This is a genomic window from Burkholderia sp. RF4-BP95, from assembly GCF_001521985.1.
GTDB classification, from domain to species: Bacteria; Pseudomonadota; Gammaproteobacteria; order Burkholderiales; family Burkholderiaceae; genus Burkholderia; species Burkholderia diffusa.
This window is the reverse complement of the sequence record NZ_LOSX01000066.1, coordinates 59,932-82,763: the sequence shown is the minus strand read 5'-3', so window position 1 is coordinate 82,763 and position 22,832 is coordinate 59,932. Positions and strand designations below refer to the sequence as shown.

Genomic DNA, 22,832 nt, shown 5'->3' with positions numbered 1-22,832 from the left:
GCCGCGCCGCGTGCGCGGCCGCGCGCCGCCCGGAGGCCGCATGAGCACGCTCGCGACCGGCGGCGCGCCGCGCGACGCGAAGGCGTGGCTCGTCACGCCGGCGCTCGCGTTCATCGTCGCGCTGTTCATCTATCCGTTCGCGTACGGCCTGGTCCTGTCGTTCCAGCCGATGAACGGCGGCGGCGCGCTCGCGAACTACGTGCAGTTCTTCACCGACACCGCGATGTGGCCGACCGTGCTCGTCACGCTGAAGCTCGCGGTGCCGGCGACGCTGATCAACGTCGGCATCTCGGTGCCCGTCGCGTTCGCGCTGCGCCGCAACTCGCCGTATCAGAAGTTCGTCACGACGCTGCTCGTGATTCCCGTCACGCTCGGCACGGTGCTCGTCGCCGACGGGATGCTCACGTATTTCGGACCGAACGGCTGGTTTCCGCAGGCGCTGCAGGGGCTGCACCTGTACACGGACGAAGTGCGCCTCACGCACAATTATTGGGGCGTGCTGCTGTCGCTGATCGTGTCGGGCTTTCCGTTCGCGTTCCTGCTGATGCTGTCGTACATCAGCGGCATCGACCCGACGCTCGCGCGCGCCGCGGCCACGCTCGGCGCGAACCCGTGGCAGCAGTTCCGGCGGATCTACCTGCCGCTGCTCGTGCCGGGGCTCACGATGGCCGCATGTCTGTCGTTCGTGCAGGCGTTCTCGGTGTTCCCGTCGGCCGTGCTGCTCGGCGCGCCGGCCGGGCCGACGCGCGTGATCTCGATCGCGGCCGCCGAAGCCGCGTTCGAGAGCTACGACTATTCGCTCGCATCGGCGATCGCGATCGTGATGGGCTTCGTGCAGTTGCTGGTGGTCGCGTCGATGCTCGGCGCGCGCCGCTTCTTCTATACCGGTCCGGTCACGGGAGGCAAGGGCTGATGGCGACCGACAATCATGCGGCGCCGGCATGGCCGCCAAAGCACAGCCCGCCCGGCGCGCAGCCCGTCAACGCGATGAAGCCGCGGAAACTGCGCGACAGCCTCGCCGGCCGCGCGTGGAAGGCGCTCGTGTGGGGGCTGATGGCGTTCTTCCTGCTGAACGTGATGCTGCTGATCGCGACCGTCGCGGTGAACTCGGTCGCGACGCGCTGGTTCGGCACGCCGCTGCCGCAGGGCTTCACGCTGCACTGGTATGCGAAGGCGTGGGAGGACTTCCAGCTCGCCAGCGTGCTGTGGGTGACCGTCGAAGTCGTCGGCGCGGTCGTGCTGCTGTCGGTGGCGCTCGGCGTGCCGGCCGCCTATGCGCTCGCGCGCGTGCAGTTCCGCGGCAAGCGCTTCGCGCTGCTGGTGTTCCTGCTGCCGCTGATGGTGCCGCCCGTCACGTACGGGATCCCGATGGCGACCGTGATGTACAAGGTCGGGCTCGCCGGCACGCTGCCCGGCGTGATCCTCGCGAACCTCGTGCCGGCGCTGCCGTTCGTGATCCTCGTGATGACGCCGTTCATCGAGCAGATCGATCCGAATCTCGAAGCCGCCGCGCGCATCTTCGGCGCGAACACGTGGCGCTATTTCCGCTACGTGCTGCTGCCGCTGCTGGTGCCCGGCATGCTCGCGGCCGGGCTGCTCGTGCTGGTGCGCACGATCGGGATGTTCGAGCTGAGCTTCTTCACCGCGGGCCCGAGCACGCAGACGCTCGTCGTCGCGCTGTATTACGCGGTGTTCTCGACCGGCGTGCGCGCACCGCAGTCGATCGACGCGATGGCGATGATCTACATGGCCATCACGCTCGTGTGGGTCGTGATCGCGCTGCAGTTCGTGAGCCCGACGCAGCTCGTGAGTCGCGTGAAGCAGGAGCGGCAGTAGCCGCGCACGAAGGCGGCGGGGCAGCGGGGCGTTCGTGCCGTTCCTGCCGTCCGTGCAATTGGTTACAAATGGATACCGCGAACCACGCGCGGACGTTGCAGACTACGCGGCATACCGGCTCGGCGATGCGTAAACGGCCATCGCCGCATGCTGCCCGACGTTCACCCGATTCGCGGAGTTCCATGAAGTTTCCCACGCTGCTGACGCTCGGCTGTGCCGCCACGCTGCTCGCCGCCTGCCACCTGCTCCACGACGGCCCCGGATCGAGCGACGTCGATGCCGCGGTGCGCCGCGCGCTCGAAGCGGAAAACCACGGCGGCCTGAACGCGCTGTTCGGCCAGCCGCTGCCCGTGTCGGCCGACGTGATCTCGGCGAAGCCCGACGGCGACTGCAGGAAGACCGGCGAACGCACCTACGCGTGCGACGTCGTGATCACGTGGCGCAACAGCGATTACACGCCGTCGCGTGCGAACCTGACCTTCGTGCAGGCCGCCGACGGTTCGTGGCAGACCTCGGGCGTCGACGCCGCCATCGCGACCGGCGCCGCCAAGTCGCTGATCGACAAGATCGGCAAGGCATGGCCGGGTAACGCGGCCAGCGGTGCATCGGCACCGCAATGACGCGCCGGCGACGGGCTTCGTCGCCGCTCCCGCCGAAATGCCGTGCGGACGATGCGTGCCGAACCGTCGCCTGCCTTCCGTTGAAGGCGACCAGTCCCTTCGTCTCGTCCGCTGCTCGAACCCTGTGTCACGGTGAAAAAGGGCGCAAACGCCGCCTGCCATCGGTCGAAGCCATCCTCGGTATGCGGGTCGACATATAGGGAAAACCCTTAATTCGAGATATAATCCCGGGCTAGAAGAAAGGTCGAACCATGCCCGAACGTTTCCAATCCCTTGAAAAATTCGTGTTTTCCCTGGTCGTGATGTCCGCGGTCTTCTGCTCCGCATTCCTCGCGTACGAGCGTCACCCCGAGATCAAGATCGCGCTGCACGAAGGCGAAGCGCTGATGCGCGAAAGCGCCAAGTATTCGGTCATCTGCTCACCGTCCAAGGTCGATCCTTGCGTCGAGATGTCCGCTTACTGAGCCTCGTCTCGCGTTGACGCAGCGCCGCTGATTCCCGCCGACGCGCGGCCGATGGCCGACACGCGCCGGCGGCGCGCCTCGCGCACCCGCGCATACCGGTGCCCGCCGCGCACCGCCTGAAACCCCGCTTCCCCGATTCTCCGATTCCGCCGCGGCGTCCTGTCCGCAACGCGTCGTCACGTCTGTCTCCCCGCTCGATCCATCGTCACGACGTGCCGCGGCTCGCCGTCATGCGTGCCTTTCCGTTCGGGAAAGGCTGGTTGAGCATCGATCGATTTTCGCCGAATGCGAACGTCGTCATGATCGCCGTCATCGACAACGCGATTTCTTCGGAGACAGCCATGACGCGCCCCCTGGACGGTATCCGCGTGCTGGAACTCGGCCAACTGATCGCCGGGCCGTTCGCGGGCCGGATGCTCGCCGAATTCGGCGCGGACGTGATCAAGGTGGAGCCGCCCGGCGTCGGCGACCCGCTGCGCAAATGGCGGCTGCTGCACGACGGCACGTCGGTCTGGTGGGCCGCGCAGTCGCGCAACAAGACCTCGCTCGCGCTCGACCTGCGCACGCCGGAAGGGCAGGACGTCGTGCGCCGCCTCGTCGCCGAGACCGACGTGCTGATCGAGAATTTCCGGCCCGGCACGCTCGAAGGCTGGGGGCTCGGCTGGGAGACGCTGTCCGCGATCAACCCGGGGCTCGTGATGCTGCGCGTATCGGGCTTCGGTCAGACCGGCCCGTATCGCGACCGCCCCGGCTTCGGCGTAATCGCCGAGGCGATGGGCGGCCTGCGGCACCTGACCGGCGAGCCCGGCCGCACGCCGGTGCGTGTCGGCGTGTCGCTCGGCGATTCGCTGTCGGCACTGCACGGCGTGATCGGCGTCCTGCTCGCGCTGCGCCATCGCGAGCAGCAGGGCGGCCGAGGGCAGGTCGTCGACGTCGCGCTGTACGAATCGGTGTTCAACATGATGGAAAGCCTGTTGCCCGAATACGCGGCGTTCGGCGCGGTGCGCGAGGCGGCCGGCAGCAGCCTGCCCGGCATCGCACCGACCAACGCGTACCGTTGCCGCGACGGCAAGTACGCGCTGATCGCCGGCAACGGCGACAGCATCTTCCGACGGTTGATGGAACTGATCGGGCGCCCCGATCTCGGCCACGATCCGGCGCTCGCGCACAACGACGGACGCGTCGCGCAGGTCGTGCGCATCGACGCGGCGATCGGCGAATGGAGCGCGCGACACGATCTCGACGACGTGCTCGCCGCGCTGAACGACGCGCGTATCCCGTCCGGGCGCATCTACGACGTCGCGGACATCGCGGCCGATCCGCATTACCGCGCGCGCGACATGATCGTCGACGCCGCGTTGCCCGACGGCACGCCCGTGCTCGTGCCGGGCATCGTGCCGAAGCTCGGCGCGACGCCGGGACGCATCGAGCGTCCGGCGCCCGCGCTCGGCGCCGATACGGACGCGGTACTCGAATCGATCGGCATCGATACCGCGACGCGCGACGACTGGCGCGCGCGCGGCGTGATCTGAACCGGCCGGCCAGCCTCCGGGACGACGACATGAGCAAGCCTCCCCAACGACTCTACATCCACGAAGTCGCGACACGCGACGGTTTCCAGAATGAAGCGGCGTTCGTCGACACCGACGACAAGATCGCGCTCGTCGACGCATTGAGCGCATGCGGCTACGCGAAGATCGAGGTCACGTCGTTCACGTCGCCGAAGGCGATCCCCGCGCTGCGCGACGCGGAGGCCGTGATGCACGGCATCGTGCGCGCGCCGGGCGTCGTCTACACGGTGCTCGTGCCGAACGTGCGCGGCGCGGAGCGCGCGCTGTCGTGCGGCGTCGACGAGGTGAACCTCGTGATGTCGATGAGCGAGAGCCACAACCGCGCGAACCTGCGGATGACCCGCGAGCAGTCGTTCGAGCAGTTGCGCGACGTGATCGACGCGGTGCGCGGCACGGGCGTCGCGATCAACGTGTCGCTGTCGACCGCGATGGGCTGCCCGATGGAGGGCGACGTGCGCGCGGAAACCGTGCTCGCGTGGATGCAGCGCTTCGCGGATCTCGGCGTGCACGGCGTCACGCTGTGCGACACGACCGGCATGGCATACCCGTCGCAGGTGCGCGAGCTGGCCGAACGCGCACGCGAGCGCTTCGGCGCGCTGCAGCTCACGCTGCACTTTCACAACACGCGCGGAATGGCGCTCGCCAACACGCTCGCCGCGCTCGACGCCGGTATCGACCGCTTCGACGCGTCGCTCGGCGGGCTCGGCGGATGCCCGTACGCGCCGGGCGCGACCGGCAATGCGTGCACCGAGGAATTGGTCCACATGCTCGCGCTCGACGGCTACGATACGGGCATCGACCTCGCGGCCGTGCTCGCCGCGGCTGCGCGGCTGCCCGCGCTGATCGGGCATGACGTGCCGAGCCAGATCCTGAAGGCCGGCCACCGCTCGGACCTTCATCCGCCGCCGCGCGCCGAAACCGGCGACATGCCGGCGCAGCGGGCTTTCTCGTGAACGCGTGGAAACAGGAGCGAACCACATGGCGCTGATCGACCACCTCGACCACCTCGTGCTGACCTGCGTCGATCCGGAGCGGACCAGGCATTTCTACACGGAAGTGCTGCAGATGCAGCTCGAAACCTTCGGTGCGGGCCGGCTCGCATTCCGCTTCGGCAACCAGAAGATCAACCTGCACGTGCGCGGCGCGGAGTTCGAGCCGAAAGCGCACGTGCCGGTGCCCGGCGCGCTCGACCTGTGCTTCATCGCGTCGGTGCCGCTCGACGACGTGATCGCGCATCTGCAGCGCGTCGACTGGCCGATCGTCGAAGGGCCCGTCGAGCGCACCGGCGCGACGCAGAAGATCCGGTCGGTGTACGTGCGCGACCCGGACCTGAACCTCATCGAGATATCCGAACCGATCTGAGTGCCGCTTCGTTGCGCCGGTCCGCCCGTTCGCGCATGCGCGGGCACGACGCGTGCGCTGCTCGACAGTCCTCCGCCGAAAGCGGACAGGCGCACGCCGCCCCCGCCGATTCCGGATAGCCGGCGCCGGTTGCGCTACGCATAATGGCGCAACGGCGTCGGCCCGTCCGGCGCCTTCGTGGCGGGGCACCGCGAACGTCCCGCGCATCCGCAATCCGACCAGGCGCTTCCCGAATGACGATCCTCTATCGCGGCATGGACCGCGCGGCGCTCGACGCCGCCTACCTGAACACGAGAGCCATTCCCGATTTTCCCGCGGTGCTCGCGTCCTGCCAGGCACGCAGCGCGGCGCTTTACGATGCGACGCCCGGGCAGCGCGACCTGCGTTACGGTGTGCGTCCGGCGCAGCGCTTCGACTGGCTGCGGTGCGGCGTGGCCGACGCGCCGCTGTTCGTGTTCATTCACGGCGGCTACTGGCAGCACTGCGCGAAAGAGGATTTCGCGTACGCGGCCGCCGGGCCGCTCGCACGCGGCTTCGACGTCGTGCTCGCCGAATACACGCTCGCACCGGCCGCATCGATGACCGACATCGTCGGCGAGATCGGCGCATTGCTCGACCATCTCGCGGCCGACCCCGACGGCATCGGCACCGCGGGACGACCGATCCATCTGAGCGGTCACTCGGCCGGCGGCCACCTGACGGCCGTTCATCGCGCGCATCCGGCCGTCGTGTCGGCGCTCGCGATCAGCCCGCTCGTCGATCTCGAACCGATCTCGCTGTGCGTGCTCGACGACAAGCTGAAGCTCACCGCGCAGGAAATCGCCGCATACAGCCCGCTGCATCACATCGGGCCGGGCGCACCGACCGTCGTCGCGGTCGGCGCGGCCGAGCTGCCGGAGCTCGTGCGCCAAGCGAGCGAATACGCGGACGCCTGCGAAGCGGCCGGCGAACGGATCGCGCGCGCATGGCTGCCCGGCATGCAGCACTTCACGGTGCTCGACGATCTCGCGAAACCGGAGAGCGCGATGCTCGCTGCGTTGCAGGCGATCGCGCCGCACTGACCGCGCCGTGTTGCGTCGCCTTGCGTGATTTCGCGCCGCGCGCGGCCGGGCGTATGATCGCTTCAGGCCTGCCTGGCGCGGCACGCGCGCCCCGCACGGCGCTTCCCGGGACCTTCATCATGGTGAACCCGCTTCATTTCGATCTGCAGTCGCTGCGCGTGTTTGCGCTCGTCGCCGAGCACGGCAGCCTGACCAAGGCGGCCGAACACGGCCAGCTGACGTTGTCCGCGGTCAGCAAGCGGATCGCCGAACTCGAAAGCGTGACCGGCAGCGCGCTGTTCGTCCGGCATGCGCGCGGCGTCGAGCTGACGCCGGCGGGCCGCGCGCTGCTCGACCATGCGGCGAAGGTGATCGAGCAGGTCAACCGGATGGCGCACGAGATGAGCGACTACGTTGCGGGCGTGCGCGGCCACATTCACGTGTGGACCAATACGTCGGCCATCGTCCAGTTCCTGCCGGCCGATCTCGCCGCGTTTCTCACCGACAACCCGGGCATCAAGGTCAGTCTGGAAGAGCGGCTGAGTCACGAAATCGTCGACGCGCTCGCGGCCGGCAAGGCCGATCTCGGCGTGTTCGCGGACAACGTGCCGGCGCCCGGCATCGAACGCCGCCTGTACCGGCGCGACGAACTGGTGCTGCTCGTGCCGCGCGGGCATCGCTTCGCCGCGCACGACAGCATTCGCTTCGCGGATACGCTCGATGAAGACTACGTCGGCCTGAGCGACGGCAGTTCGCTGCTCGCGCGCATGACCGACGCCGCGTTCGCGGCCGAGCGCTCGCTGAAGCTGCGCATCCAGGTGTCGAATTTCGATGGTGTGAGCCGGATGATCGAGGCCGGGCTCGGGATCGGCGTGCTGCCGCGCGATGCGGTGACCGGCGAGCGCGCGGCGCGGCTCGGGGTCGTGAAACTCGACGACGCGTGGGCGACGCGCACGTTGTGGGTCGGCGTGAAGGCAGGCGCCGTGCTGACCACCGACATCGCGAAGCTGTTCGATTTCATGTCGGCACGCTGAATCCGCTCAACAGCGCGCCGCACGCGCGATGCAAAGGGCACGCATGCGCATGCCCCGTGCCGGTTGCCGTGTCATACCGGGTTGATGTCGTCGTGGCTGCGCCGGGAGGTCAGCGGCCCCAGCACGCGCAGCGTGACGGCAACGATGCCGAGCGCGACCGAGATCACGCCGAACATCGCGCCGGCGCCATGCGCGGCCAGCACCGGCAGCAGCACGAACGGCAGCGCGCCGCTGACGATGCGCGACAGCGCGTACGTACTGCCGATCGCGGTCGAGCGCGCACGTGCCGGAAAAATCTCCGCCTGGTACACGTGATACGCGTTGCTGAACACGTTCGACGCGCATGTCGTCAGGAAACCGAAGCAGACGATCAGCACCGTGTTGCCCGAATACGCGAAGCACAGCCCGAACACGGCGATCGACAGGATCGACCCGATCACGAGCGTGCGGCGCTCGATCCAGTTCAGCAGCGGAATGGACAGCAGCGAGCCGATCGGATAACCGATGAACGACAGCGCAATGAACAGCGTGCTGTCCGTCACGTCGAACCCGCGGCTCTTGACGACCGTGCCCGCGAGCGTGCCGAAACCGTAATAGCCGAAGCCCTGGAACAGGTGGAACACCGCGAGCATCAGGTAGCGCGCACCGTAAGGCCGGCGGCGCAGCAGCGCGATGCGCTCGCCGAGGCCCAGCGGCCGCTGCGGTTCGGCCGATGCCGCGAACTGCGCGGGCACGCGCACGCCCGCGCTGTCCGCGAAGCGCCGCACCGCGGCATGCGCATCCGCGACGCGGCCCTGCGCGAGCAGCCAGCGCGGGCTTTCCGGCAGCCGATGCTGGACCAGCAGCACGTAGACCGCGCCGAGGCTGCCGATCGCGAGGATGATGCGCCAGCCGGCCACACCCGAGACATGCAGCGGATTCAGCCACAGCGCGAGGAAGCCGACCAGCGGCACCGCGACGTACGAAGTCGTATAGCCCCAAGCGGCGAACCGCCCACGCTTGTCCTTCGGCAGGATTTCCGACAGGAAGCTGTCGGCGACCGGGTAGATCGCGCCGACGCCGATGCCCGTCAGGAACCGGCATGCCACCAGCATGTCGGCGTTCACGGAGAACGCGCCGATCAGCGAAAACGCGCTGTACCAGACGAGCGTCAGCAAGAACGCCTTGCGCCGGCCGATGCGGTCGGCAAGGCTGCCCAGACACATCGCGCCGACGAACATCCCGATGAATGCCGAGGCCAGCAGCAGCTTGAAATCGGCGCTTTGCCGGCTCAGCCCATATTCGTTCTGCAACGCGGAGCCGATCGTGCTGACGAGGAAGATCTCGTACATGTCGAAGAACAGCCCGACGCCGATCACCCAGACGACGAAGCGGTGAAGCGCACCGACGGGCAGGTCGTCCATGAATTCGCCGAGCGTGACGCCACGGGCGGGCAGGGCCGTCGCACCGGCGCCGGCCCGGGCCGCGGACGGTACGGCGGACGCGGGGTCGCCCGCGGTGCCGCCGAGGTCGAGGGATTGGCTGTTCATCGTGTCTCCTGATTATCGATTTGCCGTGGCGCGACGCCCGGCCGTTCGCGGCCGGCCTTGCGGATCCGGCCGCGCGACGCGGCGCGCGTGCGCGCCAGGCCCGCGAAAGACCGGCTGCACGGGTGGCACCGATCGTCCGAAACATCGTCGGCGAATTTGCGCGACACGATAATTGCGCATGCTTCAAGCATCCTTTCCTGCGCAGAAAGGCTGCGGAGCGCCCGCCGGGCGGGCTTCGGATGAAGGTCAGGCCGCTGCGGAAGTACGAGGGCAGGGAAAACCATGGGTGACGCTGCGTGCGTTCGGCGGGCCGCGATGCCGCGCGGAGCGGTTCGGCATTGGCGGGACCGGCGGCGCTACGCAACGGAGTGGAGCGGCAGGCTCAGCCCTCCGCATTCGTCATGCGTCCACCGCTCGACGTGATGCGCCGTGCGCGCCGCATTGCCGTTCATTGCGACGCGCATGGCTCAGGGCATCCGGCTGTCGCCGTCCGACCGGCATCGACAGCGGGGGCAGAGCCGGCGTCGGCGCGTTCCTGGCGGACCGTATCCGACGCAACTGCCTGCAACCTTGACGCCATGTCCGGCGCGATGCCGAGCTGCGCGGCAGCGTGCTCCTGCGGGCCGAACGTACGGACGTCGACCCCGGCGATCTGCTGAAACAGCACGAGCGCGCTCAGATAAGCGCCCAGCACGCCCGGATGCAGATAATCGGGCCGCGAGATCGGCGGGTCGTTCTGCGCGCGCATGCCGTACCACAGCAGTGGCGCGCCGGACGGCGCATACGGGTCGGGATCGGCGATGCCGGTCGTCCACGCACGCTGCCACGCGCGGCCGACCGGCACGACGGCGGCGATCGACGGATCGGTGCGGCGCGCGCCTTCGTATGCATCGCGATACGCTGCGACGAGGTCGGCGAGACGATCGACGTACCGCGCGTGAAAACCGGCGCTGTCCGGCTCGCCCGCCAGCGCTTTCGCGAGATCGGCGCGTGGCCAGGTTTCATACAGATAGACCCGCGCGTGCGGCGCCGCCGCACGAATGCCGCGTGCCAGCTTCGCGACGCTCGCACGGAAACCGGCCGGATCGCTGGCACGGCTGTGCGTGAGCGCGAACGGCAGCGGCTTCGCGCTCAGTTCCTGCAGGACCACCACATCCCACGTGGGCCGCTCGATCACGTCCGATGCGACGCGGTCATGTTTCGCGAGACTCGTCGCCGACATCGCTTCCAGATGAACCTCGTAGTCGAGTCCGGCTTCGGCGGCGAAGCGCGCGAAAATTCCCGGAATTCCGCCCCACGGGCCCGGCTCGCGTTCGGCGCGGGCCCCGGTCTGCCCGAAGTTTTCATCGACGACCCGCGCGGTGCCGCCCATATCCTCGCGGCCGGACCGCATCGCGCCGTACGAACGCACGGGCGTGTAACGGCCGTGCGTGAGGCTGTCGCCCACGAACAGGATGTGTTGCGGCGTGCGCGCTGCCGGTACGGGCGACCCGCCTGGCAAGTGCGTGGCATCCGTGGCATCCGTGGCCGAGGCGGCCGTCGCCGGCGCGACGACCAGCAACGCCACGACGCACGTCAGTGCGAAACGCACGATCGGGCAACAGAACGAAGGCATGGCGGGCATTTCACTCATCGCGGAGTTCCGGAGGACGCGTGGCCGCAGTATTTCACGAAGCGGCACGACGAGGCCGACCGGGCATCGCCGAAAGCGTACGGTAGACTGCTCGCTGGCGTTCCCGCCGCCAATGACAGGACCACTCGCGCCCACTCACACCCATGGACCGAATCGATGCGATGAAGGTGTTCGTCGCCACGCTGGACGAGGGCAGTCTCGCAGGCGCGAGCCGCCGTCTCGGCCGCTCGCCGGCGGCAGTCAGCCGCGCGATCGCGTTTCTCGAGGAACACACGGGCACCGCGCTGCTGTACCGGACCACCCGGACGATTCGCCTGAGCGAAGCCGGTGAACGCTACGCCGCAGCGTGCCGCCGTATCCTCGCGGATCTCGAGGAAGCGGACATGCTGATCGCCGACGAACGCTCGGCGCCGCGCGGCCTGCTGACGATCACGGCACCGGTCGCCGCGGGCGAGGACGTGCTGCGCGCGCTCATCGACGAGTTCATCGACCGCCATCCGGCCGTGTCGATTCGGCTGCAACTGCTCGACCGCCCCGTCAGCCTGATCGACGAGGGAATCGACGTCGCGCTGCGCATCGCGCATCTGACGGATTCGACGCTTGTCGCGATTCCAGTGGGCGCGGTGCGACGCGTCGTCGTCGCGTCACCCGACTATCTGGCGGAGCATCCGCCGATCACCGCGCCGGCCGATCTCGCACGGCACCGGATCATCTCGATGACGCACTTCGGGCTCGATTCATGGAGCTTCCCGCCGTCCGGCCAGTCGGCGCTGCCACAGGTGGTCCAGTTCGCGCCGCGGTTCATCGTCAACACGATCCGCGGCGCGCTCGCGTCGGCGCTCGCCGGCCATGGCGTCACGCGCCTCTTCTCATATCACGTCGCCGAGCAGGTTCGGGACGGCGCGCTGCGAATCGTGCTGCGCGACAGCGAGCATGCGCCGCTGCCGATCCACCTCGTCACGCCTTACGGACGGCTGTCGGTGCCGAAGGTGCGGACGTTCGTCGATTTCGCCGCGCCGAGATTGCGCGAGCACTTCGCCCGGCTGGCCACCATCACCGACGAAGATTGAACCGGGTTGCGGAAGAATGGCTTCCGCAGCGCATGGATTCTCCCGGTGCCCGGTTCAATCTAGACTTCCTTCAACCGTCGGACGCGCATGCGTCCGCGCAGCGAATGGAGGTCCTTCAATGCAACAAGCGCTTCTCGACCGGCAGCATGCCCCCGCGTTCAACGTGTGGCGCGGCACGGTGTCCGGCGCCAGTGCGAGCCTGATCGGCATCGGTCTGGCGCGATTCGCGTATACGCCGCTGCTGCCCGCGATCATCGGCGCGCACTGGTTTCCCGCGTCGACGGCCGCCTATCTGGGTGCGGCCAACCTCGGTGGCTATCTGGCCGGTGCGCTGGTCGCCGGCGCGCTCGCGCGCCGCGCCGGCTCGACCGCCGTGCTGCGCGCGATGATGCTGCTCGCGACCCTTGCGTTCGTCGCGTGCGCGGCGCCCCTGTCGTTCCTGTGGTTCTTCGTGTGGCGCTTCGCGTCCGGCCTGTCGGGGGGCGCCCTGATGGTGCTCGCCGCGCCGGCGATCCTCACGCACGTGCCGCCGGCGCGCCGCGGTTTCGCGAGCGGCGGCATCTTTACGGGAATCGGTCTCGGCATCGCGGCGTCGGGCACGATCGTGCCGATCCTGCTGCGGCAGGGTCTCACCGCGACGTGGCTCGGGCTCGCGATCGTGTCGCTGCTGCTGACCGCCGTGGCGTGGCGCGGCTGGCCAACGGACGATGCGTCGCCCGCGGCGGTCGCGTCGCCGGCCACGCACGCCCGTAACCTCCCGACCGGCAGCCTGCGCGCGCTGTACGTCGAATACGGGCTCAACGCGGTCGGGCTGGTCCCGCACATGATCTTCCTCGTCGACTACGTTGCGCGCGGACTCGACAAGGGCGTGGACGCGGGCGCGCAGTATTGGGTGCTGTACGGTCTCGGCGCGATCGTCGGGCCGCTCGCGTGCGGGCATCTCGCCGATCGGGCGGGATTCGGTCGCGCACTGCGCATTGCATTCGCGATCGAGGCCGTCGCCGTCGTGCTGCCGCTGCTGGGGATGGGACCCGCCTCGCTGATCGTATCGAGCGTGCTGGTCGGCGCGTTCACACCCGGCATCGTCCCGCTCGCGCTCGGCCGCGTGAATGAACTGCTCGCGCATCATCCGTCGGTTGCGAAACGCGCATGGCGCAGTGCGACGACCAGCTTCGCGATCATGCAGGCGATGGCCGCCTACGGCCTGTCGTACCTGTTCGCATCGAGCGGCGGTCGATACGAAACGTTGTTCGCCGTCGGGGCCGCCGCGCTGCTGCTGGCGCTCGCGGTCGACGTCGCCGCCACGGCGAGGGCACGATGAGCACGACCTTCCCGGCACCCGATACGGTGCGCGCCGGCCGGTCCGCCGCCAGTTATGCCGAACGCAACGCACGCTACTGGCGGCGCAATCTCGCCGTGTGCGTGTTCGGCTCGTTCACGACGCTCGTCAGCCTGAGCATGCTGCTGCCGTTCCTGCCGCTCTACGTGCGGCAGCTCGGCGTCGATGCGCAATCGGCCGTGATCGAATGGTCCGGCGTCGCGTTCGGCGCAACGTTTCTCGGCACCGCAGTCACAGCACCACTGTGGGGCCGTCTCGCGGATCGCTTCGGCCGCAAACCCATGCTCGTGCGCGCTGCGCTCGGAATGGCCGTCGTGATGTCGCTGATCGGTATTGCGCACAACGTCCAGGAGCTCGTCGCACTGAGGCTCGTCGCCGGGCTCGTCGGCGGCTATGCATCGGCATCGACCGTCATGGTGGGCACTCAGGCACCGCGCGAGCGTGCGGGCTGGGCGCTCGGCATCCTGTCGACCGGCGCGCTCGCGGGCAACCTCGTCGGGCCGCTCGTCGGCGGCCTGCTGCCGGGCTGGCTCGGCATCCGCGGGACGTTTTTCGCGGGTGGGGCGATGATCGCCGTCGCCGCGCTGCTGACGATCCTGGTCGTGAAGGAGGACTTTCACGCGGACACCGACGCACTGGCGCGACACGCCCGCGCGACGACCGAGGCTACGACACGGCGCACCGATCGCGCGGCGGTCGCCGCGCTCCTGGTGACGGCAATGATGGTGCTGCTCGCGAACATGTCGATCGAGCCGATCATCACGGTCTATATCGGCGGGCTTGGCGTCGACGGCAGTCATCTGGCGCGCGTCGCCGGCGTCGTGATGGCCTGTTCCGCATTAGGCAGCATGCTGACCGCCGCGCGGCTCGGCGCGCTCGCCGACCGTATCGGCAGCTGGAACGTAATCGTCGGCTGCCTGCTGCTGACCGCGCTCGCAATGGTGCCGCAGGCGTTCGTCTCGCACTGGTGGCAACTCGCGGCACTGCGCGTGCTGATGGGGATGACGCTCGCCGGGCTGCTGCCGTCGATCGGCAAGCTGGTCCGGCAGTCCGTCGACGAGCGCGCGACGGGCCAGATGCTCGGCTACCTGCAATCCGCGCAGTTCGGCGGGCAGGTGATCGGCCCCGTGATCGGCGGACAGATCGGCGTCGCGCTCGGCCTGCATTCGGTGTTCTTCGTGACGGCCGCGCTGCTGACGGCCTGCGCGGGGCTCGCCTATCGGGTACGCAATCGATAGCAGCAAGGTTGGGCTGGCCCGCGGGCGGCAGGCTGGCGTAGCATGGGCGCAGTTGCGGGTGGCTGTTCGCGCACCGTTCGGATGCGCGTCGCGCCGTGAACATGCCGCATACCGCGTGCCGGACCCGACCCGGCAGCTTCGGCCGGCACCCGGCCGAAGCATTCCGATCCCGGACGTTGCAGGAGGCAACGACATGAATCGACCGACCGACAACCGGACGCTGTTGCGCACGCTCGGCATCCGCACCCCGATCATCCAGGCGCCGATGGCCGGCGTCAGCACGCCCGCGCTGGCGGCCGCCGTGTCGAATGCGGGCGGGCTCGGCTCGCTCGGCGTCGGCGCGACAAACGCCGACGGTGCGCGCAAGATGATCCGCGACACGCGCGCGCTCACCGACCGGCCGTTCAACATCAATCTGTTCTGCCACCAGCCGGCCCGCGCCGACGCTGTCGTCGAACGCGCGTGGCTCGACTGGCTCGCGCCCGCGTTCCGCGAACAGGGCGCGACGCCGCCGGCGTCGTTGTCGGAGATCTACACGAGCTTCGTCGCGGACGATGCGATGCTCGCGATGCTGATCGAAGAAAAACCGGCGGTCGTCAGCTTTCATTTCGGGTTGCCGTCCGATGAGGCCATTGCCGTGCTGAAGCGCGCGGGCATCACGCTGTTCGCGTCCGCGACGAATCCCGACGAAGCCCGGCAGATCGTCGCCGCCGGCATCGACGCGATCGTTGCGCAGGGCATCGAGGCCGGCGGGCACCGTGGCGTATTCGACTCGACGGCGCACGACGACCGGCTCGGCACGTTCGCGCTGACGCGCCTGCTGGTGCGCGAATGCGCGCTGCCGGTGATCGCGGCCGGCGGCATCATGGACGGCGACGGCATCGCCGCCGCGCTGGCGCTCGGCGCGCAGGCCGCGCAGCTCGGCACCGCCTTCGTCGCGTGCTCGGAGACGTCGATCGACGACGGTTATCGCCGCGCGATCCTCGGCGACGCAGCGCGCCGCACGACATTGACGACCGCGGTCTCCGGACGGATCGCGCGCGGCATCGCGAACCGGCTGACCGCGCTCGGCGACGATCCGTACGCGCCGGCCACGCCGGCCTATCCGATCGCATACGACGCCGGCAAAGCACTGCATGCGGCCGCGAAGGCGAACGGCGAGTTCGGCTACGGCGCGCAATGGGCCGGGCAGGCGGCGCCGCTCGCCCGGTCGCTGCCGGCGGCCGAACTGTTCGCGACGCTCGAGCGCGAGACACGGGCGGCCATCGCACGGTTACAGCATGCGCTGGACTGATTTCCCGGTTACATGCGGCGCGCCGTTGCTCGGCGAATGAGCCGCCATGCGCATGGCCGGGGACAAAATTGCAACGTCCTGTATCCGCGCGCGGCGTGGATACAGCGTGATACAACGCATCGGCGAAGGCCCGTTATAAAGCGGACATGACCTCTTGAGGAGCACGACATGTCTGCTACATGGTTCAACGGATCCTGCCATTGCGGCGCCGTGAAATTCGAAGTCCGGACCGCGCTCGCGCCGGCGACCCGCTGCAACTGCAGCCTCTGCCGCCGTCGCGGTGCGCTGATGAGCCCGATGTTCGCCGCGGCCGACCTGAAGATCGTCGAGGGCGAGGGCGCGCTGACGCTCTACCGCTTCAACACGCACACGGCCCGTCACTATTTCTGCAGCCGCTGCGGCGTCTATCCGTTTCATCAGACGCGCAAGGATCCCGCGTGCTGGCGCGTCAATCTCGGTTGCCTCGACGGTGTCGATCCCTATGCGCTCGATGCGACCGTCGCCGACGGCGCAAGCCTTTCCGTCGTGGAGGACGCATGAAGCGCTGGCTAGTGATCCTGCTGTTCGCCGCCGGCGGCCTCGCGACCGAAATCGCCCATCCGGTGCAGTGTTCGCTGCTGTCGGTCAGCCGCCAGCGGACCGGCGACCGACGGGGTCGGAACGACGGCGGACAAGACTGAACCGGAACAGGTGCCGTGGGCGTCGAGTCATGTTGATCGGAAACGATAATCATGCTACCGATAAGATCGCACGCGATATATAATGCGTCCATCTGCGACACGAACCGCCGTCGCTGGAGAACGCCCATGAAACCGAGCGAAACACAATCGCCCGCCGCACCGAAGCTGTCCGAGTTCCTGTGTTTTGCGATCTACTCGACGAATCTCGCGTTCGGCAAGGCATACAAACCAATCCTCGAAGAGCTCGGCCTCACGTACACGCAATACATCACGATCATCGCGCTGTGGGAGGAGGGCAACCAGACGGTCGGGCAACTCGGCGAAAAACTGTTCCTCGAATCGAACACGCTGACGCCGATCCTGAAGAAGCTCGAGGCGATGGGCTATCTGGAGCGGCACCGCGATCCGTCGGACGAGCGCCAGGTGCTCGTGAGCCTGACGAAAAGCGGCCGTCGCGTGCGCGAGAAGGGGCTCGATATGAATCTGGTCGAAGCCACCGGGCTGAAACCCGACGAATTCGCAAAGATGCAGAAGGCCATCGTCACGCTGCGCGGCAACCTGATCAATTCGATCGACGAATAGACGATTAAACGCAGGCTCGATGTCGAGCCTGCGGTGCGATTGCCGGCGCGACCCGTCCTTATGGCTGGCGCTCCGGCTGGCCCGTCCCGGTTTCCTCGGGCCCCAGCACAAGCAAATGCATGTCGCGACGCGTCACGAAGCCGAGTGCGCGATAGCGCTCGATCGCGCCATGATTCGACGTGAGCACGTGCAGGAACGGCGTTTCCGCCCGCGCGCGGATGGTCGCGACCAACGACCGGATCAGTCCGGCCGCGAGGCCTTGGCCCCGGAAAGCCGCATCCACGCACACCGCGCTGATCTCCGCATGACCGCCGGCCCTCAGCCGCTGACCGGCCATCGCCACCAGCCGGCCTTGCCGGCGTACACCGATATAGCCGCCGAATTCGACCGTGCGCGGGCCGAACGGGCCCGGTTCCGTCGCCGCGATCAGTTCGAGCATCTCCGGCACATCGGCTTCGGTGAGCCGGACATGCTCCAGAGCAGGCGCGCCGTCGAGCGTTCCCTGCCAGACCATCTGATGAAGCATCGCCCGCCAGACCACGGAAAAACCGGCTGGCGTCGGGATCTCGTCCGGCGTGACGAGTGCCGCCGGTCCATGCGCGTCGATCAGTCCGTGCAACGCGTCGAACGCGGTCGGGCTGCGGTCGGCCATGCCCGCAAATGGTGCGAGCGCAGGAGGAAATCGACGCGCAAGCGCGTCGCCGAGGGCGAAACGATGCTGCTCCCCGGTGAGCGCGCGCCATACGGCATTGTCGAGCGGATGCGATCCGCCTTCTTCCTGCTCCGTCGTCGGTTCCAGCATCGTCTGCTCCTTGATTGAAGGCAGCCCGTCGCACAGCATAGACGCGATCGCCCGCGCCGGTTGCGGGCAAACAAAAAGCGCATGCGATTACATCGTATGCGCTTTATTTGACGGGCGGTGTCGTCGATTTCGTCGCGACGCTCAACGACCGAAATAGATCGAGCGCTCGGCCGTGCGAATCGCGATGCGACTGCCGGATTGCGTCGCACCGTCGGCGTTGTTGCCGTAACCGGCTGTCCGGGTGTCGGCCGCCGTTGCATCGTTGTCGCGCACCCGCTTCAGCGCGGCCTGCAGGTTGTCCGGATAGTTGGGATCGTTCGGGCGATTCGGCAGATAGCCGGCCTGCTGGAGGGCGGCCAGTTCCGCCCGCACTTGCGCGCGCGTCACGGTGCTTTCGGTCGCGAAGGCCGGTGCGGCAACGGAAGCCGACACGGCGACGAGCAGGGCTGCAATCAGTTGGGTCTTCATCATTTACCTCGACAGAAAAGAGTAATCGGAATGTGAGCGCCGCGCGCCGGCAATCGGCGTCGATCGCGACTTCGTTCAATGGCCGAAGTAGATCGAGCGCTCGGCGATGCGCGTGACGGGACGGCTGCCCGATTGCGTGACGGCTGCGGCGTCGGCGCCATAACCGGACGTCGCCGTATCGGCTGCGACGGTGTCGTTCGCGTGGATACGCGTCAGCGCGACCTGCAGGTCGTCCGGGTAGTGCGGATCGTTCGCGCGGCCCGGCACATAGCCGGCCTGCTGCAGCTGGACGAGTTCGGCACGCACTTGTGCACGCGTCGCGACGGCGTCACTGGCAAAGGCCGGCGCGGCAACGGCAGCGGACACGGCAACGAGAAGGACAGCGATCAGTTGGGTTTTCATCATTCACCTCGACAAGAAAATGGCAGGACATTCAGGAGGGCAGCACGTGGCCGCCCGGTGCATGGCTCAGACGATGCGGATCTCGACGTCGATGTTGCCGCGCGTCGCCTTCGAATACGGGCAGGTCTGGTGTGCGGTGTCGACGATGTGCTGCGCGACGTCGCGATCGAGTCCCGGCACGCTCACGTTCAGGCGGGCCTGCAGGAAATACGCGTTGCCGCCCGTGCCCAGATCCACTTCGGCATCGACCGCGAGATCGGCCGGCAGCGTGACCTTCGCCGCGCGCGCCGCGAGCTGCATCGCGCCGATGAAGCAGGCCGACCAGCCGGCCGCGAACAGTTGTTCCGGATTCGTGCCGTTCCCGGCGCTGCCCGGCGACGACAGCTGGATGTCGAGGCGGCCGTCGGAACTGCGAGCCGCGCCGTCGCGGCCGCCGGAAGTCGTATGCGTCTTGCCCGTGTACAGCACTTTTTCGATCTTGCTCATCGTTCACTCCGTCAGGTAGGAAGGTTTTTCTCTGATGCGATTCGATCGCATGCGACGCAGTGTGGTCGAGACGGCCGACCTCGTCAAGCGGATTCGATTAAATCGCATGCGATATTTTGTATTTCAATGTATCGAGATCGTGGCGAGCCTTGCCGGACAAGGCTCGCGGGCGATCAAACCCTTATATTGAAAAGACGACCCGGACCGGAAGATTCAGCGATGGCAGGGCAGATGGCCGCGCCGGAATCGCGGTCGCCCGAGCCTTCGGCAACCCGGTCATGCCGGGCGGACTTCGGCGATCACGACCAGGACCACCGCCGCGTCGGCCGGCAACTGGCGGTGGGAAAAGGCCGAGCGCGCATGTCCGGCCTTGTTGCCCAGCACCTTGGCGAACAGGTCGGAAGCGCCGTCGATCACGGCCGGTTGACCGTGGAAGCCGTCGGCCGACGCGACGTGTCCCTCGACACGCACGATGTGATGCAGGCGGTCGAACCCGCCGAGGTGCTTTCTGATCTGGGCAAGCACGTTCAGCGCCGCGAGCTGCGCCGCGCGCCGACCGTCGTCGACGCCCAGTTGTTCGCCGACGCGCCCCGTATAGGCCACCTTGCCGTCGACGAGCGGCAATTGCCCGGAAATGAACAACAGGTTGCCGGCCTCACTGACGGCCGTATAGCTGCCGAGCGGTTGCGGCGGTTCGGGTAGCGTGAAGCCGAGTTCGGCCAGCTTCTGTTCGATCGTCATGGCATGCTCCTTCGGGGATCGTTGATGAGTTGGCCGCGGTGTGGACGCGCGACTCGCCACGGCCTCTGTCAGTCACTCTAGTGAGGCGGTCGGGGCCGGTAAATATCGTTCGCGCAATTGACTCGACACGCGGTGTAACGAATCGCCCGCGGTGCAACGCGGCGCGAACGCTTACCGCCGGTGTCGCCGATACGCTGGTTTCCCAGCGGGGATTCATGCACACTCGGTGCTTCAGCGTCCCGCCGCGAAACAACGCGCGCTGGCGGGCCGGAAGCGCGGTGCCTCGTTGCGGGCGCACGCCGGATTCGCCGTCTTGCAGCCGCGCCAGGCGGCACGAGGAAGCAGGAGCCGCCCCCATGCAGAGAAAATTCGATGACCTCCTGCTCGGCAGCATCGAGCTGTTCTGTCTGGCAGCCGAACTCGGCAGCTTCACACTTGCCGCAACGGCCGCGAGCGTCACGCCGGCCGCGGTGAGCCGGTCGGTCGCGCGGCTCGAGGAGCGTCTCGGCGTACGCCTGTTCGTCCGGACGACGCGCCAGATCCGGCTCACCGATTCCGGGCGGCGCTATTTCGAGCAATGCCGTGATGCGTTGTCGCAGCTCGTCGACGCGGAGCGCGAAGCGACGGGGCAGCAGGCAACGCCGGCCGGTGTGCTGCGCATCAGCATGCCGACGCCATACGGACACTATCGCGTGCTGCCGCTGCTGCCCGCGTTTCGCGAGCGATACCCGGACGTACGCGTCGAAACCCATCTCAGCAACCGCAACATCGACTTCGCCGAGGAGGGTTTCGACCTTGCGATCCGCGGCCGCGCGCCAGCGGATTCGAGTCTGGTCGCACGCAAGCTGGAGGACGCCGAACTCGTCGTCGTCGCGACGCCGGGCTATCTGAAGCGCGCCGGCGTGCCGCGCACGGTCGACGATCTGCACGCGCACGAATGCATCCAGTTCGAGCTTCCGAGCAGCGGCCGGCCGATTCCATGGCTGTTCAGCGACGGATCGGCGGAAATCGACGTCGCGACCACGGGCGGCTACGGCACGTCGGGCGACGTCCTCGCCGGCGTCACGCTCGCGCGCAGCGGTGCGGGCCTGTTCCAGACCTATCGCTTCATCGTCGAGCGGGATCTGCGGGAAGGCACGCTCACCGAGGTGCTGTCCGCGCAGGGCGGGCGATCGCGGCCGTTCATGCTGCTGTATCCGCATGCACGCTATCTTTCGTCGCGCGTGCGCGTCTTCGTCGACTTTCTCGTCGAACATCTCGAACAGGCACCCGCAAGGCGGGCTCGATAGCCGCGGCCAGCCATGCCGTCAACCGGGCAGAGCGGGGCGCCGACGCCACGCCTGCGCCGGCATCGGGGCGCCCGCACCATCCGCGCCGGCACATGTTCACGACGTTGCCGCTCAGTGCCCAGCGCTCTGGCCGCCGTCCACGTGCAGAATCTCGCCGGTGACGAACGGCGCCGAATCGAGATACAGGATCGCGCCGACGATGTCGCTCATCTCGCCCATCCGGCCGACCGGATGCAGCGATGCGAGCGTCGCGTGCGTGTCGGGCGCGTGCATCGGCGACTTGATGATGCCGGGCGACACCGCGTTCACGCGGATGCCGGCCTTCGCATATTCGATTGCGAGCGACTTCGTCGCCGCATTGAGCCCGCCTTTCGTCAGCGATGCGAGCACCGACGGCACGTTGCTGTTCGCGTGATCGACGAGGCTCGTCGTGATGCTGACCACGTGACCGCCGTCGTTTCCGTTTCGCTGCATCGCCGCAATCGCGCGCTGCGTGATGTGGAAGAAACCGTCCAGGTTCACGCGGGTGATGGCCGCATAGTCGTCCGCCGTGTATTGCGTGAACGGCTTCGCAATGAAGATGCCCGCGTTGTTGACGAGCGTGTCGACCCGGCCGAAGCGCTCGATGGCGGCGTCAACCACGCGCCGCGCGACAGCCGGGTCGCCGATGTCGCCCGCGACGGTGACGAGATCGGGGGCGTCCGACGTCCCGATCGAACGGGACGTCGCGACCACGCGATGGCCTTGGGCGCGGAATGCGTTGACCGTTTCGGCGCCGATGCCTTGCGATGCGCCGGTGACGATGATGACTTTGGAAGTGCTCATGAGATGCCTCGACAGGTGATTGGTTTTCGGCTTCAGCGCCGACCGGATCGATGAATCCGATGGACGCAACTCTAGGCGCGGCGGGCCGGAATTCGAATACCCACCATGGACCAACAGTCTTGCGTCGCGGGAACAAATGCAGGGCGGCGGCAGCGGCGAGGGTGCTGGAGGAGGTGCGTCGACGCGATCGCCGGTGCGCCGTCTTTCACACACGGCAACTCGCGTCGATCGTTGTGAATTCGACGGTTTGTGCAGCGGAATGCTGGGAATGTCGTGTACCGGATCGTTCGTCACGCGTCGGGCACTTCTGTTTTTATCGAAAATATCCAGATAACTTTTCTTATCACAATAGCTTTATTTTTCATGAAAACTCCCGGATACGAAAACGCGCCTGACCGAACGCCTCCCCAAGAGAATCAGGGCAGGGCATGCGGTCGCACGTGGATGTTCGGTGGGCAATCCGACACTCCGATCACGACCAAAACTGGCACAATCCTGCCCACATCCGTAGATACGGCCGGGAATCG

General features: G+C 67.8%; 26 protein-coding genes. 17 read left to right on the top strand and 9 right to left on the bottom strand.

Annotated features, from left to right (window positions below):
- The first annotated feature begins 40 nt into the window (after positions 1-40).
- The 4 genes from WS46_RS21590 to WS46_RS21575 all read left to right on the top strand — a co-directional run bounded on the left by WS46_RS21590 (position 41) and on the right by WS46_RS21575 (position 2,920).
- Positions 41-913 carry an ABC transporter permease gene (locus WS46_RS21590; RefSeq protein WP_040144198.1) on the top strand — a complete coding sequence of 291 codons (873 nt, stop codon included), beginning with the start codon at positions 41-43 and terminating at the stop codon, positions 911-913.
- Positions 913-1,836 (top strand): ABC transporter permease, encoded by a 924-nt coding sequence (locus tag WS46_RS21585; RefSeq protein ID WP_059691699.1) that lies wholly within the window; start codon positions 913-915, stop codon positions 1,834-1,836. Before WS46_RS21590 ends, WS46_RS21585 begins: the two co-directional genes overlap by 1 nt.
- 182 nt (positions 1,837-2,018) lie before the next feature.
- A complete protein-coding gene (locus tag WS46_RS21580) occupies positions 2,019-2,456 on the top strand; it encodes a hypothetical protein (RefSeq protein WP_059449716.1) in 438 nt (145 codons plus the stop codon).
- Between the two features lie 251 nt (positions 2,457-2,707).
- On the top strand, positions 2,708-2,920 hold the full coding sequence (locus tag WS46_RS21575) for a hypothetical protein (protein WP_059467484.1): 213 nt from the start codon (positions 2,708-2,710) through the stop codon (positions 2,918-2,920).
- A gap of 205 nt (positions 2,921-3,125) precedes the next feature.
- Here the strand turns inward: WS46_RS21575 and WS46_RS35565 are convergent, their stop codons facing one another.
- Entirely contained in the window at positions 3,126-3,263 is a 138-nt protein-coding gene (locus WS46_RS35565; protein WP_156437235.1) for a hypothetical protein, read from the bottom strand.
- Here WS46_RS35565 and WS46_RS21570 point away from each other — a divergent pair.
- The 5 genes from WS46_RS21570 to WS46_RS21550 all read left to right on the top strand — a co-directional run bounded on the left by WS46_RS21570 (position 3,262) and on the right by WS46_RS21550 (position 7,927).
- Positions 3,262-4,452, top strand: coding sequence for a CaiB/BaiF CoA-transferase family protein (locus WS46_RS21570; protein WP_059691698.1), 1,191 nt, complete (start codon positions 3,262-3,264; stop codon positions 4,450-4,452). The genes WS46_RS35565 and WS46_RS21570 overlap by 2 nt on opposite strands.
- Before the next feature lie 29 nt (positions 4,453-4,481).
- Positions 4,482-5,444, top strand: coding sequence for a hydroxymethylglutaryl-CoA lyase (locus WS46_RS21565; protein WP_059691697.1), 963 nt, complete (start codon positions 4,482-4,484; stop codon positions 5,442-5,444).
- A gap of 25 nt (positions 5,445-5,469) precedes the next feature.
- Complete coding sequence (locus tag WS46_RS21560) at positions 5,470-5,853, top strand: VOC family protein (RefSeq protein ID WP_059691696.1); 384 nt, start codon at positions 5,470-5,472, stop codon at positions 5,851-5,853.
- Positions 5,854-6,086: 233 nt separating this feature from the next.
- Positions 6,087-6,914, top strand: a complete 828-nt coding sequence (locus WS46_RS21555; RefSeq protein WP_059691695.1) for an alpha/beta hydrolase — start codon at positions 6,087-6,089, stop codon at positions 6,912-6,914.
- 119 nt (positions 6,915-7,033) lie between these two features.
- Positions 7,034-7,927 (top strand): LysR family transcriptional regulator, encoded by an 894-nt coding sequence (locus WS46_RS21550; RefSeq protein WP_059691694.1) that lies wholly within the window; start codon positions 7,034-7,036, stop codon positions 7,925-7,927.
- A gap of 71 nt (positions 7,928-7,998) precedes the next feature.
- Here WS46_RS21550 and WS46_RS21545 read toward each other — a convergent pair whose 3' ends face one another.
- Both WS46_RS21545 and WS46_RS21540 read right to left on the bottom strand, forming a co-directional pair.
- Complete coding sequence (locus WS46_RS21545) at positions 7,999-9,456, bottom strand: MFS transporter (RefSeq protein WP_059691693.1); 1,458 nt, start codon at positions 9,454-9,456, stop codon at positions 7,999-8,001.
- A gap of 448 nt (positions 9,457-9,904) precedes the next feature.
- A complete protein-coding gene (locus tag WS46_RS21540; RefSeq protein ID WP_059691692.1) occupies positions 9,905-11,089 on the bottom strand; it encodes a hypothetical protein in 1,185 nt (394 codons plus the stop codon).
- A 143-nt stretch (positions 11,090-11,232) separates the two neighbouring features.
- Between WS46_RS21540 and WS46_RS21535 the strand changes: the two genes are divergently transcribed.
- The 7 genes from WS46_RS21535 to WS46_RS21510 all read left to right on the top strand — a co-directional run bounded on the left by WS46_RS21535 (position 11,233) and on the right by WS46_RS21510 (position 17,292).
- Complete coding sequence (locus WS46_RS21535; RefSeq protein ID WP_059691691.1) at positions 11,233-12,159, top strand: LysR family transcriptional regulator; 927 nt, start codon at positions 11,233-11,235, stop codon at positions 12,157-12,159.
- Between the two features lie 118 nt (positions 12,160-12,277).
- Positions 12,278-13,480, top strand: a complete 1,203-nt coding sequence (locus WS46_RS21530) for a YbfB/YjiJ family MFS transporter (protein ID WP_059691690.1) — start codon at positions 12,278-12,280, stop codon at positions 13,478-13,480.
- Positions 13,477-14,736 (top strand): MFS transporter, encoded by a 1,260-nt coding sequence (locus tag WS46_RS21525; protein ID WP_059691689.1) that lies wholly within the window; start codon positions 13,477-13,479, stop codon positions 14,734-14,736. The genes WS46_RS21530 and WS46_RS21525 overlap by 4 nt, the downstream gene beginning before the upstream one ends.
- 193 nt (positions 14,737-14,929) lie before the next feature.
- Entirely contained in the window at positions 14,930-16,030 is a 1,101-nt protein-coding gene (locus WS46_RS21520) for a nitronate monooxygenase family protein (RefSeq protein WP_059691688.1), read from the top strand.
- A 168-nt stretch (positions 16,031-16,198) separates the two neighbouring features.
- Complete coding sequence (locus WS46_RS21515) at positions 16,199-16,570, top strand: GFA family protein (protein ID WP_059691687.1); 372 nt, start codon at positions 16,199-16,201, stop codon at positions 16,568-16,570.
- Positions 16,567-16,710, top strand: coding sequence for a hypothetical protein (locus WS46_RS36125; RefSeq protein WP_179949178.1), 144 nt, complete (start codon positions 16,567-16,569; stop codon positions 16,708-16,710). Before WS46_RS21515 ends, WS46_RS36125 begins: the two co-directional genes overlap by 4 nt.
- A gap of 126 nt (positions 16,711-16,836) precedes the next feature.
- Positions 16,837-17,292, top strand: coding sequence for a MarR family winged helix-turn-helix transcriptional regulator (locus tag WS46_RS21510; protein WP_059691686.1), 456 nt, complete (start codon positions 16,837-16,839; stop codon positions 17,290-17,292).
- Between the two features lie 58 nt (positions 17,293-17,350).
- On the opposite strand, the gene WS46_RS21505 is transcribed toward WS46_RS21510, so the two are convergent.
- The 5 genes from WS46_RS21505 to WS46_RS21485 form a co-directional block, all read right to left on the bottom strand.
- Entirely contained in the window at positions 17,351-18,094 is a 744-nt protein-coding gene (locus tag WS46_RS21505; RefSeq protein WP_059691833.1) for a GNAT family N-acetyltransferase, read from the bottom strand.
- A gap of 141 nt (positions 18,095-18,235) precedes the next feature.
- Positions 18,236-18,565: a DUF4148 domain-containing protein gene (locus WS46_RS21500; RefSeq protein ID WP_059691685.1), complete on the bottom strand. Its 330-nt coding sequence runs from the start codon at positions 18,563-18,565 to the stop codon at positions 18,236-18,238.
- A gap of 72 nt (positions 18,566-18,637) precedes the next feature.
- Positions 18,638-18,964 carry a DUF4148 domain-containing protein gene (locus tag WS46_RS21495; RefSeq protein WP_059691832.1) on the bottom strand — a complete coding sequence of 109 codons (327 nt, stop codon included), beginning with the start codon at positions 18,962-18,964 and terminating at the stop codon, positions 18,638-18,640.
- Positions 18,965-19,030: 66 nt separating this feature from the next.
- Complete coding sequence (locus WS46_RS21490) at positions 19,031-19,450, bottom strand: organic hydroperoxide resistance protein (protein WP_059451383.1); 420 nt, start codon at positions 19,448-19,450, stop codon at positions 19,031-19,033.
- Positions 19,451-19,726: 276 nt separating this feature from the next.
- Positions 19,727-20,191: a RidA family protein gene (locus WS46_RS21485; protein WP_059691684.1), complete on the bottom strand. Its 465-nt coding sequence runs from the start codon at positions 20,189-20,191 to the stop codon at positions 19,727-19,729.
- Positions 20,192-20,547: 356 nt separating this feature from the next.
- Between WS46_RS21485 and WS46_RS21480 the strand changes: the two genes are divergently transcribed.
- Positions 20,548-21,480: a LysR family transcriptional regulator gene (locus WS46_RS21480; protein WP_059691683.1), complete on the top strand. Its 933-nt coding sequence runs from the start codon at positions 20,548-20,550 to the stop codon at positions 21,478-21,480.
- A 111-nt stretch (positions 21,481-21,591) separates the two neighbouring features.
- Here WS46_RS21480 and WS46_RS21475 read toward each other — a convergent pair whose 3' ends face one another.
- On the bottom strand, positions 21,592-22,305 hold the full coding sequence (locus tag WS46_RS21475; RefSeq protein WP_059691682.1) for an SDR family NAD(P)-dependent oxidoreductase: 714 nt from the start codon (positions 22,303-22,305) through the stop codon (positions 21,592-21,594).
- Positions 22,306-22,832: the final 527 nt, after the last annotated feature.

Bases quoted from the DNA above. Each gene is read 5' to 3' on its own strand.
- WS46_RS21510 (WP_059691686.1), top strand. From the start codon at position 16,837: ATGAAACCGAGCGAAACACAATCGCCCGCCGCACCGAAGCTGTCCGAG.
- WS46_RS21520 (WP_059691688.1), top strand. From the start codon at position 14,930: ATGAATCGACCGACCGACAACCGGACGCTGTTGCGCACGCTCGGCATC.
- WS46_RS36125 (WP_179949178.1), top strand. From the start codon at position 16,567: ATGAAGCGCTGGCTAGTGATCCTGCTGTTCGCCGCCGGCGGCCTCGCG.
- WS46_RS21550 (WP_059691694.1), top strand. From the start codon at position 7,034: ATGGTGAACCCGCTTCATTTCGATCTGCAGTCGCTGCGCGTGTTTGCG.
- WS46_RS21570 (WP_059691698.1), top strand. From the start codon at position 3,262: ATGACGCGCCCCCTGGACGGTATCCGCGTGCTGGAACTCGGCCAACTG.
- WS46_RS21500 (WP_059691685.1), bottom strand. From the start codon at position 18,565: ATGATGAAGACCCAACTGATTGCAGCCCTGCTCGTCGCCGTGTCGGCT.
- WS46_RS21540 (WP_059691692.1), bottom strand. From the start codon at position 11,089: ATGAGTGAAATGCCCGCCATGCCTTCGTTCTGTTGCCCGATCGTGCGT.
- WS46_RS21475 (WP_059691682.1), bottom strand. From the start codon at position 22,305: ATGAGCACTTCCAAAGTCATCATCGTCACCGGCGCATCGCAAGGCATC.
- WS46_RS21545 (WP_059691693.1), bottom strand. From the start codon at position 9,456: ATGAACAGCCAATCCCTCGACCTCGGCGGCACCGCGGGCGACCCCGCG.
- WS46_RS21525 (WP_059691689.1), top strand. From the start codon at position 13,477: ATGAGCACGACCTTCCCGGCACCCGATACGGTGCGCGCCGGCCGGTCC.
- WS46_RS21480 (WP_059691683.1), top strand. From the start codon at position 20,548: ATGCAGAGAAAATTCGATGACCTCCTGCTCGGCAGCATCGAGCTGTTC.
- WS46_RS21585 (WP_059691699.1), top strand. From the start codon at position 913: ATGGCGACCGACAATCATGCGGCGCCGGCATGGCCGCCAAAGCACAGC.
- WS46_RS21535 (WP_059691691.1), top strand. From the start codon at position 11,233: ATGGACCGAATCGATGCGATGAAGGTGTTCGTCGCCACGCTGGACGAG.
- WS46_RS21560 (WP_059691696.1), top strand. From the start codon at position 5,470: ATGGCGCTGATCGACCACCTCGACCACCTCGTGCTGACCTGCGTCGAT.
- WS46_RS21530 (WP_059691690.1), top strand. From the start codon at position 12,278: ATGCAACAAGCGCTTCTCGACCGGCAGCATGCCCCCGCGTTCAACGTG.
- WS46_RS21490 (WP_059451383.1), bottom strand. From the start codon at position 19,450: ATGAGCAAGATCGAAAAAGTGCTGTACACGGGCAAGACGCATACGACT.
- WS46_RS21580 (WP_059449716.1), top strand. From the start codon at position 2,019: ATGAAGTTTCCCACGCTGCTGACGCTCGGCTGTGCCGCCACGCTGCTC.
- WS46_RS21485 (WP_059691684.1), bottom strand. From the start codon at position 20,191: ATGACGATCGAACAGAAGCTGGCCGAACTCGGCTTCACGCTACCCGAA.
- WS46_RS35565 (WP_156437235.1), bottom strand. From the start codon at position 3,263: ATGGCTGTCTCCGAAGAAATCGCGTTGTCGATGACGGCGATCATGACG.
- WS46_RS21515 (WP_059691687.1), top strand. From the start codon at position 16,199: ATGTCTGCTACATGGTTCAACGGATCCTGCCATTGCGGCGCCGTGAAA.
- WS46_RS21495 (WP_059691832.1), bottom strand. From the start codon at position 18,964: ATGAAAACCCAACTGATCGCTGTCCTTCTCGTTGCCGTGTCCGCTGCC.
- WS46_RS21575 (WP_059467484.1), top strand. From the start codon at position 2,708: ATGCCCGAACGTTTCCAATCCCTTGAAAAATTCGTGTTTTCCCTGGTC.
- WS46_RS21505 (WP_059691833.1), bottom strand. From the start codon at position 18,094: ATGCTGGAACCGACGACGGAGCAGGAAGAAGGCGGATCGCATCCGCTC.
- WS46_RS21590 (WP_040144198.1), top strand. From the start codon at position 41: ATGAGCACGCTCGCGACCGGCGGCGCGCCGCGCGACGCGAAGGCGTGG.
- WS46_RS21565 (WP_059691697.1), top strand. From the start codon at position 4,482: ATGAGCAAGCCTCCCCAACGACTCTACATCCACGAAGTCGCGACACGC.
- WS46_RS21555 (WP_059691695.1), top strand. From the start codon at position 6,087: ATGACGATCCTCTATCGCGGCATGGACCGCGCGGCGCTCGACGCCGCC.